16 protein-coding genes, 1 tRNA gene and 1 pseudogene are annotated in these 16,531 nt (G+C 75.0%); 10 read left to right on the plus strand and 8 right to left on the minus strand.

Going from position 1 to position 16,531, the window contains the following annotated elements; all coding sequences use genetic code 11:
* Positions 1–147 precede the first annotated feature (147 nt).
* On the minus strand, positions 148–486 hold the full coding sequence (locus ACFT41_RS16680; RefSeq protein WP_377586785.1) for a hypothetical protein: 339 nt from the start codon (positions 484–486) through the stop codon (positions 148–150).
* On the opposite strand from ACFT41_RS16680, the gene ACFT41_RS16685 reads away from it, so the two are divergent.
* Entirely contained in the window at positions 461–727 is a 267-nt protein-coding gene (locus ACFT41_RS16685) for a hypothetical protein (protein ID WP_377586786.1), read from the plus strand. The two genes, ACFT41_RS16680 and ACFT41_RS16685, sit on opposite strands and share 26 nt — an antisense overlap.
* 3 nt (positions 728–730) lie before the next feature.
* Here ACFT41_RS16685 and ACFT41_RS16690 read toward each other — a convergent pair.
* The 3 genes from ACFT41_RS16690 to ACFT41_RS16700 form a co-directional block, all read right to left on the minus strand.
* A tRNA-Arg gene (locus ACFT41_RS16690) sits at positions 731–803 on the minus strand.
* A 125-nt stretch (positions 804–928) separates the two neighbouring features.
* Positions 929–2,032 carry an alpha/beta hydrolase gene (locus ACFT41_RS16695; protein WP_377586787.1) on the minus strand — a complete coding sequence of 368 codons (1,104 nt, stop codon included), beginning with the start codon at positions 2,030–2,032 and terminating at the stop codon, positions 929–931.
* A 98-nt stretch (positions 2,033–2,130) separates the two neighbouring features.
* Entirely contained in the window at positions 2,131–2,406 is a 276-nt protein-coding gene (locus ACFT41_RS16700) for a hypothetical protein (RefSeq protein ID WP_377613904.1), read from the minus strand.
* Positions 2,407–2,644: 238 nt separating this feature from the next.
* On the opposite strand from ACFT41_RS16700, the gene ssb reads away from it, so the two are divergent.
* The 4 genes from ssb to ACFT41_RS16720 all read left to right on the plus strand — a co-directional run bounded on the left by ssb (position 2,645) and on the right by ACFT41_RS16720 (position 7,692).
* Entirely contained in the window at positions 2,645–3,538 is an 894-nt protein-coding gene (ssb, locus tag ACFT41_RS16705; RefSeq protein WP_377586788.1) for a single-stranded DNA-binding protein, read from the plus strand.
* 210 nt (positions 3,539–3,748) lie between these two features.
* Positions 3,749–4,876 (plus strand): cobalamin biosynthesis protein, encoded by a 1,128-nt coding sequence (locus tag ACFT41_RS16710; RefSeq protein WP_377586789.1) that lies wholly within the window; start codon positions 3,749–3,751, stop codon positions 4,874–4,876.
* Positions 4,877–4,889: 13 nt separating this feature from the next.
* Complete coding sequence (locus ACFT41_RS16715; protein ID WP_377586790.1) at positions 4,890–6,452, plus strand: cobyric acid synthase; 1,563 nt, start codon at positions 4,890–4,892, stop codon at positions 6,450–6,452.
* A 175-nt stretch (positions 6,453–6,627) separates the two neighbouring features.
* On the plus strand, positions 6,628–7,692 hold the full coding sequence (locus ACFT41_RS16720) for a hypothetical protein (protein WP_377586791.1): 1,065 nt from the start codon (positions 6,628–6,630) through the stop codon (positions 7,690–7,692).
* A 68-nt stretch (positions 7,693–7,760) separates the two neighbouring features.
* On the opposite strand, the gene ACFT41_RS16725 is transcribed toward ACFT41_RS16720, so the two are convergent.
* Positions 7,761–8,162 (minus strand): rhodanese-like domain-containing protein, encoded by a 402-nt coding sequence (locus ACFT41_RS16725; RefSeq protein WP_377586805.1) that lies wholly within the window; start codon positions 8,160–8,162, stop codon positions 7,761–7,763.
* Between ACFT41_RS16725 and ACFT41_RS16730 the strand changes: the two are divergent.
* The 3 genes and pseudogenes from ACFT41_RS16730 to ACFT41_RS16740 form a co-directional block, all read left to right on the plus strand.
* Positions 8,097–8,944, plus strand: a pseudogene (locus tag ACFT41_RS16730) (uridine kinase); the annotation flags it as partial. The gene ACFT41_RS16725 and the pseudogene ACFT41_RS16730 overlap by 66 nt on opposite strands.
* Complete coding sequence (locus ACFT41_RS16735) at positions 8,937–10,334, plus strand: dipeptidase (protein ID WP_377586806.1); 1,398 nt, start codon at positions 8,937–8,939, stop codon at positions 10,332–10,334. The pseudogene ACFT41_RS16730 and the gene ACFT41_RS16735, both read left to right, overlap by 8 nt.
* A gap of 77 nt (positions 10,335–10,411) precedes the next feature.
* Positions 10,412–10,618: a hypothetical protein gene (locus tag ACFT41_RS16740; RefSeq protein WP_043966249.1), complete on the plus strand. Its 207-nt coding sequence runs from the start codon at positions 10,412–10,414 to the stop codon at positions 10,616–10,618.
* A 340-nt stretch (positions 10,619–10,958) separates the two neighbouring features.
* On the opposite strand, the gene ACFT41_RS16745 is transcribed toward ACFT41_RS16740, so the two are convergent.
* Complete coding sequence (locus ACFT41_RS16745; protein ID WP_377613905.1) at positions 10,959–11,300, minus strand: hypothetical protein; 342 nt, start codon at positions 11,298–11,300, stop codon at positions 10,959–10,961.
* On the opposite strand from ACFT41_RS16745, the gene ACFT41_RS16750 reads away from it, so the two are divergent.
* Complete coding sequence (locus tag ACFT41_RS16750) at positions 11,275–11,865, plus strand: hypothetical protein (RefSeq protein WP_377613906.1); 591 nt, start codon at positions 11,275–11,277, stop codon at positions 11,863–11,865. The two genes, ACFT41_RS16745 and ACFT41_RS16750, sit on opposite strands and share 26 nt — an antisense overlap.
* 13 nt (positions 11,866–11,878) lie before the next feature.
* Here ACFT41_RS16750 and ACFT41_RS16755 read toward each other — a convergent pair whose 3' ends face one another.
* A complete protein-coding gene (locus ACFT41_RS16755) occupies positions 11,879–12,700 on the minus strand; it encodes an SURF1 family protein (protein WP_377586793.1) in 822 nt (273 codons plus the stop codon).
* Positions 12,701–12,912: 212 nt separating this feature from the next.
* Between ACFT41_RS16755 and ACFT41_RS16760 the strand changes: the two genes are divergently transcribed.
* On the plus strand, positions 12,913–14,328 hold the full coding sequence (locus ACFT41_RS16760) for a cobyrinate a,c-diamide synthase (RefSeq protein ID WP_377586794.1): 1,416 nt from the start codon (positions 12,913–12,915) through the stop codon (positions 14,326–14,328).
* A gap of 42 nt (positions 14,329–14,370) precedes the next feature.
* Here ACFT41_RS16760 and ACFT41_RS16765 read toward each other — a convergent pair whose 3' ends face one another.
* Complete coding sequence (locus ACFT41_RS16765; protein WP_377586795.1) at positions 14,371–16,503, minus strand: transglycosylase domain-containing protein; 2,133 nt, start codon at positions 16,501–16,503, stop codon at positions 14,371–14,373.
* Positions 16,504–16,531 lie beyond the last annotated feature (28 nt).

Genomic DNA, 16,531 nt, shown 5'->3' on the forward strand with positions numbered 1-16,531 from the left:
CGTACGCGTCAGCAGATACTCGACCGCGCGCAGCTCGTTGATGAGGACCCGGGACGGGTCGGTCGGATCGAGCCGGCCGGTGCCCCGGCCGCGTAGCCCGTACCGGCCGTCGGTGACGACGTACCCGATCCCGCCGACCCGTCCCTTTTAGCTCGCGTTGGTCGCCGCGACCGGGGGCCCGGACCGGGTTGCCCACCGGGTGGCCTGACCACGGCTGCGACCTGGGTCGTCGCTGGACCGACGGTGGACCCCGTGCTCCACCGCGAGGCGCTCGGCGGTGTCGAGGCGCTCGTCGGCCGCGCTCGTCTCGTCGTACCGAGCCGCCTCGAACGCCGCTCTGACGTCGTCGCCTATCCGCCGGCAGGCGTCACAGTCGCAGTTGCGCAGGTAGTGTTCCAGGTCGATGAGCCGCTGGTGCTGGTCAACGGGGAACAGGCCCAGGGCACGGAGGAACTCGTCAATGGCGCTCTTGGCCGGTATCGACAAAAAGGTGGTTCAGGAATTGCTTGGGCGTCCCTCCTACTCGCTGATGGCGAACACCTACGTGTGCGTCTTGCCGGAGCTTGCCATGGAAGCTGCCGAGGCGACGGCCCGCCTCGTGCCGCGTCGGCGCACCAAGGGCACCGCCGGGCCCGCCTCGGGCTCACGTGGGGCCAATCCATCGAAGGGTGGCGCTGAGAAAGATCGCAAGAAGAGCAAGAAACGGCAGGTCAGCCCTGCTGTGTGAGGGTGCGCCCGGCAGGATTCGAACCTGCGGCCTTGGGATTAGAAGTCCCCTGCTCTATCCGCTGAGCTACGGGCGCGCGCTGGTGGTCTCGCGCCAAGAGGGTACCGCCGCGCCGAGGGGGTCCGGCGCGACGGGGCAGCCCGTCGACGCCCGTTCAGCGTCGCACGGCCCGCCCCCGCCGGGCACCCCTGTTACGCCCGGTCAGCTCGCTGCGGCGGCCTCCGCGCTCGACGCGTTCGCTTCCGCGGGCGGCCGGCTGACCGGCACCTCGGGCGACGGTGTGCCGCTCGACTCCTCGGGCGACGGCCGGTTGGTTGACTCGGCCGACGGCGGGGCGGTCGGCTCCTCAGGCGTCGGGCCGGCGGCGAGGAACGCCTCCGCCCACCGGCCCACTTCGACGAAGACCTTCTCCCGTACGGCGGGGCCGGAGAGGGTCAGGTCGTGCATGCCGCCGTCGAAGCGGGCCAGGGTCACGTGCCGGCCGAGGCGGGGCGCCCAGCGGACCATGTGCTCCACGTCCAGGACGGCGTCGGCGAGCGCCGCCGAGTCGTGCCACCTCGTGCCCCGGAAGCTGCGGGTGGAGCAGGCCAGCAGCACCGGCACCGGGATGTCGAGGCCGGCGCGGAGCTGCCGCTGGCCGGCGCGGACCGCGTTGAGCCAGCCGACCCGGACCGGGAACCCGGCGAGCGGCTTCCACGCCAGGTCGTACGTCCACTCGCCCCGATGCTCGGCGTGCAGGCTCTCGCCGTACACCGTGCCGAGGCCGAAGGGGAGCGGGCGGCGCGGCGCGCTGCGGCCCAGGCGCGAGACGGCGGCCGCGAGGGGCCTGCGGACCACCCAGGGGGCGTTGATGTCGAAGAAGGGGCTGTTGAGGACGAGCCCGTCGACGATGCCGGCGTCGCGTCGGGCGTGCGCCCAGAGGGAGATGACGAGGCCGCCGGTCGAGTGGCCCATGACCAGCAGCGTGTCGTGGCCGTCGTCGGTGCGGACGATCTTCGCGGCGGCGTCCAGCTCGGGGAAGTAGTCGCCGAGGTCGCGGCAGAAGTTCGGGGTCTGGTGCGCGAGCAGGCTGCGGCCGTATTTTCGCAGGTCGAGGGCGTAGAAGTCCCAGCCCCGCTCGGCGAAGAAGTCGGCCACGTGGGTCTGGAAGAAGTAGTCGACGTAGCCGTGCACGTAGAGCACCGCGCGGCGGGTCGGCCGGTCGGCCCGGCGGCGGACCAGGGTCGCGACGACCGGGCCCTCGTCGTCGGTGCCCAGGTCGATCGTCTGCCGCTCGTACGGCGGCCCCAGCACATCCGGTTCCACGACCGCGACGGTACGCCCGCAAGCTACCCGACGGTAGCCCCGACGGGGAGATGGCGGCCTGCCGTGGCGGACACCATCTCCCCACGCGGGGGGTCGGATCAGGCGGTCGCGGCGTCGGCCCGGGGCGCGTCGACGTCGGTGTCGACCCCGTCCGGCGCTGCCCCGTCCGGCCCCGTGCTGTCGTTCGGCCCGGTGCTGTCGTTCGGCCCGGTGCTGTCGTTCGGCCCGGTGCTGTCGTTCGGCCCGGTGCTGTCGTTCGGCCCGGTGCTGTCGTTCGGCCCCGTACTGTCGTTCGGCCCCGTACTGTCGTCCAGCTCCGCCTCCGGCAGGGCTCCTCGGGCTGGCCGGTGTCGCGCAACCGCTTGTTGTTGCACGGTTCGGGTGATCAAAGCTGAACCCAGTCACCGTCCGTCCGGAAACGCCTCCGGCGGGTCGCCCGTGCCGCTTTCCGGCCGGGGCCTAGCACATCCGGGCTTGATCAGGTCTTTGTCCACAGGCCGCCAGTTTGTCCACAGGCGGCGGCCTTGCAGTGGCGGCGGGCGGGCCGGGGCGGCCAGTGTCGGCGGCGAGTCGACTCACCACGGCAAGCCACCGATCTCCCCTGGAGGGACGATGTTCGACACCTACGTCACGATCGTCGGTAACGTCTTGACGGCGCCGGAGTGGCGGCGCACCACCCAGAGCGGCACGCTCGTGGCCAACTTCAAGGTGGCCTCCACCGCCCGCCGGCTCGACCGGGGCAGCGGCCGGTGGGTCGACGGCAACAGCCTCCGCGTCCGCGTCAACTGCTGGCGGAAGCTGGCCGAGGGGGTGGCCGCCTCCGTGATGGTCGGCGACCCGGTGGTGGTCGCCGGCCGGCTCTACACCCGCGACTGGACCGACGACGCCGGCAACCACCGCACGGTGTACGAGTTGGAGGCGGTCGCCGTCGGCCACGACCTGTCCCGAGGGCGGGGCCGGTTCCTGCGCAACCGGCCGAACGTGGCCACCAGCACGGTCGAGGACGCCGAGGCAGAGAGCCGGGTGCACGGCGAGCCGACCGAGCGGGTCCCGCGCGGGCAGGCCCCAAGCGGCCTGGAGGACCGCCCCTACGACGAAGACTTCGAGCCGGGCGACTTCGGCCCGGCCCGTGCCTCCTTCGACCCCCACGGCTTGGGCGACCTCGGCGAACGGGACGACCTGGGCGACGGCTCCGCCGATGACGGCGGGCTCGACGACGATTCCGCCGACGATGACGGGCTCGATGGTGATTCCGTCGATGACGGCGGGCTCGACGGTGATTCCGGTGCGGTCGGCGGGTTCGGCGACGACGAGGAGTTGACCGGGCGGGGCACGGCCGGGGTCGACCCGTCCCCTGCCGGCGCCGGGCCGATCCTGGCCGGGCAGGCCGAGCTGGCCGTTGGGGCCGGACCCGACGATCCCGAGCCGTCCGGCGGGGAGCCCGACGGGGTTACCCCGGCCCGGCGTGGCCGACGGGGCCGAGGCCGGGTCGGCGTGCCGGCCTGACGGCCGGCGCGGACGCTCACCGGGGTCCGACACGGGGCGGGCCCCGGCGGAGGAGTGATCATGTCGGGGATATAGCGGTGTCCTGGCGCCGGGATACCCCCATGTCGCCGACATGGCCCCGCCCAGCCGCCTCAGCGGCCCCCGCCCAGCCGACATGGCTCCGCCCCGCTGGGGAGGGGCGGCTAGGCTGCCGGCCGGGGGTGGTGGCAGGTGCGACGGTCGGTCGCCGCGGCTAACGCGGCAGGGCTGGTGGCGGGGTACGCTCTGGACTCCCTTCTCGGCGACCCGCGCCGCTGGCATCCCGTGGCCGGGTTCGGCCGGACGGCCGGGGCGCTGGAGCGGCACGTCTACCGGCCGGACCGGGCCGCCGGCGCGACGTTCACGGCACTGGCCGTGGGCGTACCGGTCCTGGTCGGGGCGGCGGCGACGGTGGCCACCCGGCACCGGCCCGTCGGTCGGGCCGTGTTGATGGCCGCCGCCACCTGGACGGTGCTCGGCGGGCGTGCCCTGCGCCACGAGGCGACGGTGATGGGTCGCGCGCTGCGCGGCGGGGACGTGCCGGCGGCCCGCCGTCGGCTGGGGCACCTGTGCGGGCGGGACCCGTCGACGCTGGACGGGCCCGAGCTGGCCCGCGCCACCGTCGAGTCCGTCGCCGAGAACACCTCCGACGCGGTCGTCGCCCCGCTGTTGTGGGGGGCGGTCGCCGGGCTGCCCGGCCTGCTCGGCTATCGCGCGGCGAACACGCTCGACGCGATGGTCGGTCACCGGTCGCCCCGGTACGCCCGCTTCGGCACCCCGGCCGCCCGCCTCGACGACCTGCTCAACCTCGTGCCGTCCCGGCTGACCGGGCTGCTCACCGTCGCGGTGGCCCCGACGGCGCACGGCGACCGGGGGCGGGCCTGGCGGGTGTGGCTGCGCGACCGTGACGACCATCCCAGCCCGAACGCCGGGCAGTGCGAGGCGGCGATGGCGGGCGCGCTGGGCGTACGGCTGGGTGGGCGCAACGTCTACTTCGGGCGGTCGGAGGTGCGGCCGTACCTCGGCGACGGGCCCCGCCCGGAGGCGCGGCACCTGAAGCGGGCGGCGAGGATCTCCGGCGCCGTGGGGTTGGCCGCGCTCGGGTTGGCCGCCGCGTACCCGGTGACGGTCGGCCGGCTGGTCGGCGCGCTGGCGAGGACCGCGCTGGCGGGGACCGGCCGGTGGGGCCGCACCACCGCAGCGCGCGGCGGGACTGCGCGCGGCAGGACTGTGTGCGTCGCCGGCCGCCCCGTTCGTGCGGGCAACTCCCTAGGGCCCGCCGGGGGGTCCGAGCACCCCTCCGCCGGGGCCGGCCGGTGAGGGCGGCGGGCCGGTGAGCGGGGGGCTGCTGGTCGCCGGCACCACCTCCGACGCGGGCAAGAGCGTGCTCACCGCCGGGATCTGCCGGTGGCTGCACCGGCGCGGGGTGAAGGTCGCGCCGTTCAAGGCGCAGAACATGTCGAACAACTCGGCCGTCGTGGTCGGCCCGGACGGCCGGGGCGGCGAGATCGGCTGGGGCGGCGAGATCGGCCGGGCCCAGGCGATGCAGGCGGCGGCCTGTGGCATCGCCCCCGACCTGCGGTTCAACCCGGTGCTGCTCAAGCCGGGCAGCGACCGGTCCAGCCAGGTGGTGCTGCTCGGCGAGGCCGTCGACACGGTCACCGCCGGCAACTACCACGCCCTGCGGCCCCGGCTCGCCGAGGCGGCCTTCGGCGCGCTGGCCGAGCTGCGCGAGGCGTACGAGGTGGTGGTCTGCGAGGGGGCCGGCAGCCCTGCGGAGATCAACCTGCGGGCCGGCGACTACGTGAACATGGGGCTGGCCCGGCACGCCGGCCTGCCCACGATCGTGGTGGGCGACATCGACCGGGGCGGGGTGTTCGCCTCTATGCTCGGCACGATCGCCCTGCTCGACGCGGCCGACCAGGCGCTGATCGCCGGCTTCGTGATCAACAAGTTCCGGGGTGACATCGGGCTGCTCCGGCCGGGGCTGGACATGCTGGCCCAGGTCACCGGCCGCCCCACGTACGGGGTGCTGCCCTGGCACCTGGACCTGTGGCTGGACGCGGAGGACTCGCTCGCGTACGGCCGGGTGCTCGGCCGGCCGGCGGCCCCGCACGGCACGGACTGGCTGGACGTGGCGGTCGTCCGGCTGCCCCGGATCAGCAACGCCACCGACGTGGAGGCGCTGGCCACCGAGCCCGGCGTCCGGGTCCGGCTGACCGTGGAGCCGGCCGAGCTGGCCGCCGCCGACCTGGTCGTGCTGCCCGGCTCGAAGTCCACCGTGGCCGACCTGGCCTGGCTGCGTCGCACGGGGCTGGCCGACGCCGTGGCGGCGCACGCGGCGGCCGGGAAGCCGCTGCTGGGCATCTGCGGCGGCTTCCAGATGCTCGGCCGGGCCGTGCACGACGAGGTGGAGAGCCGTGCGGGCAGCGTCGCGGGGCTGGGCCTGTTGCCGGTCGAGGTCACCTTCGCCGGGCGCAAGACCGTCCGGCAGGCGGCCGGCACCGCCGCCGCCGACCCGGGCGTCCCGGTCCGGGGGTACGAGATCCACCACGGGCACGTCTCGTCGGCCGACCCGGGGCTGCCGCCCCTGCTGGCGTACGACGACGGCACCGGCGAGGGGGCCGTGCTCGGCGCGGTGTGCGGCACCCACTGGCACGGGGCCTTCGAATCCGACGCGTTCCGCCGCCGGTTCCTCACGGAGGCGGCCCGCCTCGCCGGCCGTACCGGCTTCCGGGTCGCCCCGGACACCAGCTTCGCCGCCGCCCGCGAGCGTTCCCTGGACCTGCTCGGCGATCTGGTCGAGGAGCACCTGGACACGGCCGCCCTGTGGCGGCTGATCGAGTCCGGCCCGCCCGCCGGGCTGCCGTTCGTCCCACCCGGAGCGCCGCGCTGACCCGGGTCTCGTCCCACCCGGGGCGCCGCGCCGACCCGAGTCTCCATGACGCACCGGCAGTGACGTGTCGCACATGTCCGGACACGCGCAGGTCGGCGACCGCGAGTCGGATCCCGGGTCGCCACCGCCCGCGACGGCGGCCGTGCGGGGCGGGCGCGCTCGCTAGGCTGCGCCGATGATCTTCAATCGCAGGGGGAAGCTGGCGGACCGGGTCGCCGCCGTCGAGGCGGCCGTGCGCGGACGTGACGGCGACGCCATGAGCAGGGCCGTAGCGCGGGTCTGGCAGGCGGCGCAGCAGGCGTCCGGCGCGGAGCTGGACGCGGTGCTGCCCCGGTGCGTGGCGCTGCTGCCACAGCTCGGCACCGGTGCGGGCGGTCAGTTCTCCGTCCTCTGCGGCGCGCTCGTCGAGCTGGGGGCCCGCCCCGACGCGCTGGTCGCACCCGTGGCCGACGGGCTCGCCGCCGCGCTGGCCGGCGCGCACCGCTTCCGCGCCGGCTGGCAGCGGGTACGCGGCGACGACGCCCCGCCCGACCCCGACGACCCTTCCACCATGGACGGCGCGAGCGCCGCCCTGGCAGAGGCGTGCGGTGACGAGGCGTGCGGTGACGAGGACGCGGTCCAGTGCTGGTACGCGGCCGGCGCCTGGGCGATGCCCGCGATCACCCTGTTGCAGCAGTCCGCATCGGTGCGCGCCTCGTTCCCGCACCGGGAGCGGCTGCTGGAGGTCGGAACGGAGCTGGCCGGGGACCGGCCCGATCTGGAGTGCGTCCTGGGGCTGCTGCGGGTGCTCGACGGCGAGCGGCTGCTCGTGCTGCACCGGGCCACGGGCCGGGGCTGGCGGGTCACCATCGACGGGGTGGCCGACAACTTCCAGCTGCACACCCTGCTGGCCGGGGCGCTCGCCGGGCCGGCCGAGCGGGGGTTGATCGAGGGGCTGACCGTCGATCCGGCCTGGGTCGACGTGGCCACCGACGCGCCCGAGGACCGGTTCGGCGGCACGGTGGTGGGCAGCTTCAACCTGGTCGACGGGCACGGCAAGTGGATCTGGAACGAGGGCGCCCCGGCGGACATCCCGCTCTTCGAGGGCTCCCGCGTCGTGGTGCTCGACCCGCCGCCGTACCAGCGGAGCTGGAACAACATCCGGCGGTTCCCGCTGATGTCGGCGGCCCTGACGGTCGACGGGGCGCTCACCGGGGCCGAGGCGGCGGACTGGCTGGGCCGGGTGGCCGAGCCGGCCTGACCGCAGCCCGCCTCAGCACCGCCGGCCGGCCCGACCGCAGGGCCACGACCGGAGTGCGGCCGGCGGTGTCAGTAGCGGACGTCGGCGGGGCGGTCGGACATCGGCAGCCCCGCCTCCCGCCACGCCTCGACCCCGCCGACCAGGTCGGTCGCGCGGTGCAGGCCGAGCGTCCGCAGGCTCGCCACGGCGAGGCTGGAGCTGTAGCCCTGCCGGCACACCACCACGATCTCCCGGTCGTAGCCGGTGGCCTCGGGGATGCGCCACTCGCTGGCCGGATCCAGCCGCCATTCCAGCACCGTCCGGTCGATGACGACCGCGCCGGGCAGGTCGCCCTGTTCCCGGCGCTGCGCGTCGGTGCGGGTGTCGACGAGCAGCGCGCCGAGGCGTACCGCCTCGACCGTCTCGTGCGGGGTCAGCCGGCGGACCCCCGAACGGGCCTGTTCCAGCAGGGCGTCGATGCCCGGGCTCATCACGTTGTGGCGCACGGCACGATCATGCCCGTGGCGTGGGGCGTCCGTGTGCCGAAAACGGCTCGGGTCGACCGGACGACGTACCCGCCGGGAGAGGCCGCTAGCGTCGGGCCTGTGGGGGTGCCGGCCGTCGAGACGTACGCGGAGCTGGGCCGGCGGGTGCTGGCCGGGCCGGCGCGGTTGGGGCGTACCCGACTGGTGGCGGTCGACGGGCCGAGCGGCGCGGGCAAGAGCGTCTTCGCGGCGCGCCTCGCGGAGGCCCTCGCGGCGCTGCCCGGCGGCGGGCGGCCACCGGTGGTGCACACCGACGACCTGCTCGACGGCTGGGCCGACCAGCTCACCTTCTGGCCCCGGCTGGAACGGCGGGTGCTCGCCCCGCTGCGGGCCGGCCGCCCCGGGTCCTACCGGCGGTACAGCTGGGTGCGGCGTCGCTTCCTGCCCCGCGAGCTGCCCGTGCCGCCCGCCCCCGTCGTGATCGTCGAGGGGATGTCGGCGGCGCGGGCGGCCGTCCGTCCCGAGCTGACCCTGTCGGTCCTGGTCACCGCGCCCGCCGACCTGCGGTTGAGCCGGGCCGTCGCCCGGGACGGGCCGGGGATCCTGCCCGAGCTGCGTCGCTGGCACGCCGGCGAGCGGGCGCACTTCGCCGCCGACGGCACGGCCGACGCGGCGGACCTGGTCGTCGACGGCGCGCCGGGCCTGCCGCACGACCCCGGCACCGAGTACGTCCGCCTCCGGTAAGGCCGGCATACGATGCCGGTCATGACCTCACCGATCATGTCCGACGCCGAGGTGCGGGCCGCCGTCGCGCGGGATCTGCCCGGCGTCCGCGCCGACCTGGAACGACTCGTCCGCATTCCCGGCGTCGCCTTCGACGGCTTCGACCACTCGCACGTCGAACGGTCCGCAGAGGCGGTGGCGGAGCTGCTGCGCGGCTGCGGCCTCGACGTGCGGATCGTGCGGTCCGGCGGGCAGCCGGCGGTGATCGGCACGCGGGCCGCCCCGCCCGGCGCGCCGACCGTGCTGCTCTACGCCCACCACGACGTGCAGCCCGTCGGCGCCCTGTCGCTGTGGGAGTCCGACCCGTTCGAGCCCGTCGAGCGGGACGGCCGCCTCTACGCCCGTGGCGCGGCCGACGACAAGGCCGGGATCATGGCGCACGTCGCGGCGCTGCGCGCGTTCGGCGACCGGCTCCCCGTCGGCGTGGTGCTCTTCGTCGAGGGCGAGGAGGAGTACGGCTCGGACTCGCTGGAGCGGCTGCTCGCCGAGCACCGCGACGCGCTCGCCTCGGACGTGATCGTGATCGCCGACTCGGCGAACTGGGACGTCGGCGTGCCGGCGCTGACCACCTCGCTGCGCGGCGTCGTCAACTGCTTCGTCGAGGTCCGCACCCTGGACCACGCCGTGCACAGCGGCATGTTCGGCGGCGCGGTGCCCGACGCGCTGACGACGCTGGTCCGGCTGCTGGCCACGCTGCACGACGACGCCGGTGACGTGGCGGTCGCGGGGCTGGTCGGCCGGGAGGGCGCGGCCGTGGACTATCCGCAGGACCGGTTCCGGGCCGAGGCCGGGCTGGCCGAGGGCGTGTCGCTCATCGGCACGGGCCGGATCACCGACCGGCTCTGGACCAAGCCGGCGCTGGCCGTGCTCGGCATCGACGCCCCGGCCACCGGCGAGGCCCCGAACGCCCTGGTCCCGGCGGCGAAGGCCAAGCTGAGCGTGCGGCTCGCGCCGGGCGACGACCCGAAGCGGGCGTACGCGGCGCTGCACGAGCACCTGACGAAGCACGCCCCGTGGGGCGCCCAGGTGACGGTGACGCTCGAACACGACGGTGCCCCGTGCGTGATCGACGCGTCCGGCCCGATGTTCGACGCGGCCCGCGATGCCTTCCGTACGGCCTGGGACGGCACCGAGCCGGTGGACATCGGCATCGGCGGCTCGATCCCGTTCATCGCCACGTTCCAGGAGATGTTCCCGCAGGCGGCGATCCTGGTGACCGGGGTCGAGGACCCGCACGCCCGGGCGCACGGCCCGAACGAGAGCCTGCACCTCGGGGAGTTCGCCCGGGTCTGCGCGGCCGAGGCGCTGCTGCTGGCGAAGGTGGCGCAGGTGGTGCAGGTGGTGCAGCTCGACCGCCGGGGCGGCAGTGACGCCGCCGGCACGAACCGGAGTTAGGTGACGGAACCGTAACGTCCCAGTTCATCGGGGTGTTTTCGGCGTGTCGCGGGACGGGCTGGTATAGCCTTTCGAACATGAGTACGAACGAGGTGATGGCGCGGCTCGGGGCCGCCGTCAGCGCTCTGGGGGACGTGGACGTCTCCGCGTGGTCCGAGGACACGCTCAAGGAACAGCTCGGTGACCTCTCCACCGCCCTGGTCACGCTCGACGCGTTGCTCTCCCGCGTCGCCGACGAGGTGCGCGCCCGCGGCCTGCGCATCGAGGAGCCCGTCGCGGCCTGACCGGCCCGTTTCGGGCGCGGTCGGCGCAGAGCGGGCTCAGCCGAGACACCGGTCCCCGCACGCTGGGGGGCGTCGGGGACCGGGCATCCGGCACAGGGCCGGGCCGGGGTGACGCGGCGGCGTCGGAAGCGGCAACTTCCGGCGGTGACCCGTGTATCCCCAGCGGTGTCGGGGGTGGCTGGCAGGATGAGGTGCGTGCGGTTCCTCGACCTGGCGGCCACCTCCGCCGCCGTGGGGGTGACCACCGGCCGACCGCCGAGCCGACCTGAGCGTCCGTGTGATGTCGGGCAGGTGGCGGTATCCCGGGCTCCGGATACCGCCACCCGCCCGACATGGCCGGTCAGGCAGAGAAGGACCGGGCGTAGTTGACCTGGTTGTTGATGTGCATGACCTGCCCCTGGTCGGTGACGGGGATTCGGGCCACGTACTGGCGGGGGCCGTTGCTGACCGTCACCTGCACGGTGCCGTAGTGCCGGGTCTCCTTGATCAGCAGGAAGAGCAGGCTGAAGATGGTGAGGCAGAAGAACCCGAGCACGGCGCAGACGATCGCCCAGGTGGCGACCTTCTGCTCCGTCTGCCAGTAGTCGGCGACGTGCCACTGGGTTCCGGCCAACGGCAGCACGCCGGCCGGCGTGCGGATCTCCGGCGGGGCGACCATGATCTCGCCGATCTGCACCGCCACCACAGACGGCGCCCCGTACTGCGGGCCACCGAACGGGACCGGGAGCGGGGCCGCCAGCGCCGGCGGGTACGGCCCGGCCGGCGGTGCCGAGTACGGACCGGTGCCCGGCGGCGCGGAATACGGGCTGCTGGCGGGCGGCGCGGAGTACGAGGCGGTGGCGGGCGGCGCGGAGAACTGGCCGGCCGGCGGTGCCGAGTACGGCGCGGCGGCCGGCGGCACCGAGAACGGGGCGGTGGCCGGCGGCGAAGCGAACGGGTCGGCCGTGGCCGGGAAGCCCGTCGGCGGGGTCGAGTACGTCGTCGAACGCGGCGTGACCGCCCACGGATCGGTCGACGGGTGCGTCGCCGTCACCGGCTCCGAGGAGGGCGGGCCCGAGGGAGGCGGCTCCGAGGAGGGCGGCTCCGGCGGGTGTGGTGGCGGCGTGGGATCAGGGGTCACCGCGACCCCCCACGGTAATCGATCACCCGGCGGACACTACAACTTCCCGCCGCGCCCGGCGACCCGCCGACTGTCCGGTTTCCGCAGCAAGGTGACCGGGGACGGGAGCGCCGAGATGACCGGGTAAGGCCGGGCGGCGGTCAGGCGGGGGCGCTGGGAGAGGGCTCCACGGCCCGGTCGAGCGGCGTGCCCGGCCCGTCCAGCCCGGCCTCCCGCCGGGCCTCCCGCCGCGCCACCCAGCCGTAGCCGAAGAGCGTCATGGCGGCGAAGAGCCACCACTGCACGACGTACCCGAAGTTCTGCCAGTTGTTGGTGTGCCCGATCGGCACCGCCTGGAAGACCGGGTCGGCGGCCGGCGTCTGCTCGTCGAGCAGGACGTACGCGCCGTGGACCGGGTACGGCAGCTCCCGGGCCAGCCGGGGGACCCCGATCCGTCGGGTCTCCAGCCGGCCGTCGCGCCGGTTCACGGCCCCGGTGCCGCTCTCGGTCGGGTGCACCCGGCCCACCACGGTCACCTCGCCCTGCGGCACCGGCGGCAGCTGCGGCTGTGCCAGGGCCCCGCCGGGGGCGGGCGGCACCCAGCCCTGGTCCACGAGCACGGCCGTGCCGTCGGCGAGGATCAGCGGGGTGACCACCTCGAAGCCGACCCGGTTGTCGACCGTCCGGCCCCGGACCAGGACGATGTTCGCCGTGTCGTACCGGCCGGTCACGGTGACCCGCGACCAGGTGGCCTCTTCGGCGGGGGCCGGGCCGGCCGTGCCGCCTCCCCCGGTGGGGGCGGGCACGGCGTCGCGCAGCGGCACCGGCGCCATCCGGCCGCCGGCGTCGATCCGCTCGTTGATCGCGGTGCGGCCCCGGTAGCGGTCCAGCTGCCAGTTGCCGAGCAGCACCATCACGGCCGCGGCGACCAGGGTCAGCGCGAGGATGCCCAGCCAGCGTGGCGTCAGGAGGAACCGGTACACGGGTCGAGGCTACCCGTAGGACCGCCGTCACCAGGCGGGCGACCCCGGGGCCATCGTCGGGCGGGTGGGTGGGCGGCGCGACGCGTCCGGCAGGGCGGTGCGACGCGACCCGTTCGGCGGCCGCCGGGTGTCCGTCCGGGCGGGTATCGTCACGCGGGCGGATCGGGGGGCCGACCGCCGCCGCGTACCACCCCTCGCCGGAGGAGTCGCTGATGACCGTCGTGCCGCGCCTCGTGCTCAGCGCGCCGTCCTCGGGCCACGGCACGAGCGCGGTGGCGCTCGGGCTGCTCGCCGCCTTCGCCGAGCGGGGTCTCGACGTCGCCGGGTTCAAGGTCGGGCCGGACCAGGTCGACGCCGGCTATCTGGGGCTCGCCGCCGGCCGTCCGGGGCGCACCCTCGACGCCCGGCTGGTCGGGCCGGGCCGCGTCCCGGCGCTGTTCGCCCACGGTGCCGCCGGCGCCGGGCTCGCCGTGGTGCAGGGCACCATGGGGCTGTACGACTCGGTCGCCGGCCAGCCGGAGACGGAGTCCACCGCCGCCGTGGCGATCGCGCTGCGCAGCCCGGTGGTGCTGGTGGTCGACGTGGCGGCGATGGGGCAGTCGGTGGCCGCTCTGGTGCACGGCTTCCGGGCGTACGACGAGCAGCTCTGGCTGGGCGGGGTGATCCTCAACCGGGTGGCCTCGCCCCGGCACGAGGCGATGCTGCGCGAGGCGCTCGACGACGTCGGCGTGCCGGTCTACGGCGCGGTGCGCCGCCACGAGCTGCCCCCGGTGCTGCCGGCCCGGCGGCACGGCCTGGCCCCGGTGGTCGGCCGGGACGCCGACGGGCTGCGGGCGATCCGCCGGCTCGGCGAGGCGGTGGCCGCCACGCTCGACCTGGAGCGGCTGCTGACGCTGGCCCGGTCGGCCCCGCCGGTGCCGGGCGAGCCCTGGTCGCCGGACCCGGCGGACCCGCCCGGGGTGGCCGAGCCAGCCGGTTCGGCCGGGTCGGTGCCGGCCGGCGGGGCGGTGCCCCCGGTGATCGCGGTGGCCGGTGGGCCGGGCGGCGACTACGGCCCCGCCGAGACGGCCGAGCTGCTGCGGGCGGCCGGCGCCGAGGTGGTCCGCTTCGATCCGCTGCGCGACGAGGCGCTGCCCGCCGGGGCGGCCGCGCTGGTCGTCGGCGGCGGCCTCCCCGAGTCGTACGCGGAGCAGCTCTCCGCCAACCGCCGGCTCTGCATCGCGGTGGCGGAGCTGGCCCGCACCGGGCGGCCGGTGCTCGCCGAGGGCGCCGGCCTGCTCTGGCTGGCCCGGGAGCTGGACGGGCTGCCGATGTGCGGCGTGCTCGACGCGGTGGGTGCCAGCCGCGACGGCGTGGTGGTCGGCTACCGGGAGGCGACCGCCCGCACCGACAGCGTGCTCGCCCCGGCCGGGGCGACGGTGGTCGGCTACAAGGAGCACCGGGCGGTGCTCACCCCCCGGGCGGGGCAGGCCCCGGCGTGGAGCTGGGACGGCGGCGCGCCCGAGGGGTTCGTCTGGCGGGGCGTGCACGCCTCCCAGCTGATGGTGCACTGGGCCGGGCAGCCGGGGGTCGGGGCGCGGGTCGTCGCGGCGGCGCGGGCCGGCGCGGTGCTCGAGGCTCCGGCGTGACCGGTCCGGCGGCTCCCGGGTGACCTGCGGTGGACCGGGGCGTCAGCCGACGATGGCGTCGGAGGGCGGGGTGAACTGGCGGGCGGGCTGGCCCTTGAGGGCGTCGCGCAGGGTGTTCGCGACCGCCGCGATCGGGATCTGGGACTGACCGTCGCCGACCGCGTTGAACGGGTTGTCCGGGTCCGCGATGAAGCTCGCCGCCGCCAGCTCCGGCGTGTAGCCGACGAACCAGGCCGACCGGGTGCTGTCGGTCGTACCCGTCTTGCCGGCCACCGGCCGCCCCACCGTGCGCCGGACGCTGTCGGCGGTCGACCAGCCGCCGCAGCTGCCCTTCGCCGGGGTGTCGCCGGTCGGGCAGCGGGCGGCGTCGGTGGCGGCGCGGGCCGCGTCGGCGCTGACCACCTGCCGGCAGCGCGGCTTGGCGACCTCCCGCTCGATCCCGCCGGCGGTCGTGTAGGTGGCCGGGGTCCCGTCCCGCTCGCTGATGGACTGGACGGGCATCGCCTCGCAGTATCGCCCGTCGGCGGCGATCGTGGCGTAGGCGTTCGCCATCTCCAGCGGGGTGGCGTCGGAGACGCCCAGGGTGAACGCGCCCCACTTCCTGGCCTTGGCCGGCGACGCCTGCTCCCGGTCGACGTCGGTGCGCCAGCGCAGCCCGAGCTGCTCGGCGAGCCGGACGGCGGCGTCCGCCCCGATCTGCTCCTCCAGCTGGACGAAGTAGGTGTTCACCGACTTGCCGAACCCGGACCACATGGTCTGCCGGCCGGTCATCGCGCCGCTGGCGTTGGACGGGGCCCACCCGTCGTACACCTCGGAGCGGTACCGGTGCGGCGAGTCGTACGCGGTGGACAGCGGCATCCCGGCGTTGAGCGCGGCCAGCATCGGGAACATCTTGAACGTCGATCCGGCCTGATAGCCGGGCAGGTCGCCGCCGCCGAGCAGGGGCGCCACGGTGTTCGGGTAGTTCGCCTTCACCTTCGGCGACGCCTCCGGGTTGGAGCTGGGCCCGTTCTCGCTGACGTCCAGCGAGAAGGTGCGGTTCACCGCCATCGCCTTGATCCGCCCGGTGCCCGGTTCGGCGACGACGACGCCGTTGGCGAACGGGCTGCCGGTGTTCTCCTTCGCCCCGACGTTCTTCTCGGCCGCCGCCTGGATCTTCGGGTCGATGCTGAGCACGATCCGGTATCCGCCACGGCGTAGCTTGTCCATCCGTTCCAGCCGGTTCTCCCCGAACGCGGGTTGGGCGCTCCACCAGTTCTTCAGGTAGTCGCAGGCGAAGCCCCAGGTCTGGTAGTTCCCGGGCAGCGAGGCGCAGTCGTTGGGCGGGTCGGTGAGCTTGAGCCGGATCGGTTCGGCCTTCGCGGCGGTGGCGGCGTCCGGGCTGAGATAGCCGAGCTGCGCCATCCGGTCCAGCACGTAGTTGCGTCGATCCGTGGCGCCCTTCTGGTCGGAGCTGGCCGGGTCGTACTCGGAGGGGGATTTGACCAGGCCGGCGAGGGTGGCCGCCTCGACCGGGGTGAGGGTGGCCGGCGTCTTGGAGAAGAAGATCTGCGCGGCGGCGTAGATGCCGTACGCCCGGTGGCCGAAGTACGCCGAGTTGAGGTAGCGCTCCAGGATCTGCTCCTTGGTCAGCTCCTTCTCGATGTCCATCGCCATCCGCATCTCCTTGACCTTGCGCAGGCTGGTCTGCTCGGTGGCCGCCTGGACATCCTGCGGGGTCTTGGCGCTGTCCCGCAGGGTCATCCGGACGAACTGCATGGTCAGGGTCGACGCGCCCTGGGACACCCCGCCGGAGTGGGAGTTGGCCACGAAGGCGCGGACGGCGCCCTTCGGGTCGACACCCTGGTGCTGGTAGAAGCGGCTGTCCTCGGCGGCCACGATGGCCTGCTGGATGTGCGGGGACATGTCGGACAGTTTGGTGTAGCGCCGGTACTCCTCGTAGAACATCGTCAGCACGGTGCGGCCGTCCGGCGCGTACACGTAGGAGGTCTCGGCGGGCAGCGCGGTGCGCAGGATGTCGGCTTTCTGCTCCACTGCGTGTGCGGTGGCCTTGGCGCCGAGGCCGGTGACGGCGGCCAGCGGGTAGAGCGCGGCGGCGATCACGATGCCGGCGATCAGCCCGGCGCGCAGGAGAGGGACGAGACGGCCAGCGGAGGCAAGGGGTCGGTTGCTCACGGGGTCAAGTTATGACATTTCCGATTCA

The sequence above is a fragment of the Micromonospora sp. NPDC057141 genome (assembly GCF_042670805.1).
Lineage (GTDB): Bacteria > Actinomycetota > Actinomycetes > Mycobacteriales > Micromonosporaceae > Micromonospora.

What these genes read in the sequence shown, in the direction of transcription:
- ACFT41_RS16720 (WP_377586791.1), top strand. Translation starts at nt 6,628, where the DNA reads ATGATCTTCAATCGCAGGGGGAAGCTGGCGGACCGGGTCGCCGCCGTC.
- ACFT41_RS16685 (WP_377586786.1), top strand. Translation starts at nt 461, where the DNA reads ATGGCGCTCTTGGCCGGTATCGACAAAAAGGTGGTTCAGGAATTGCTT.
- ACFT41_RS16735 (WP_377586806.1), top strand. Translation starts at nt 8,937, where the DNA reads ATGTCCGACGCCGAGGTGCGGGCCGCCGTCGCGCGGGATCTGCCCGGC.
- ACFT41_RS16750 (WP_377613906.1), top strand. Translation starts at nt 11,275, where the DNA reads ATGATCTCGCCGATCTGCACCGCCACCACAGACGGCGCCCCGTACTGC.
- ACFT41_RS16740 (WP_043966249.1), top strand. Translation starts at nt 10,412, where the DNA reads ATGAGTACGAACGAGGTGATGGCGCGGCTCGGGGCCGCCGTCAGCGCT.
- ACFT41_RS16725 (WP_377586805.1), bottom strand. Translation starts at nt 8,162, where the DNA reads ATGAGCCCGGGCATCGACGCCCTGCTGGAACAGGCCCGTTCGGGGGTC.
- ssb (WP_377586788.1), top strand. Translation starts at nt 2,645, where the DNA reads ATGTTCGACACCTACGTCACGATCGTCGGTAACGTCTTGACGGCGCCG.
- ACFT41_RS16760 (WP_377586794.1), top strand. Translation starts at nt 12,913, where the DNA reads ATGACCGTCGTGCCGCGCCTCGTGCTCAGCGCGCCGTCCTCGGGCCAC.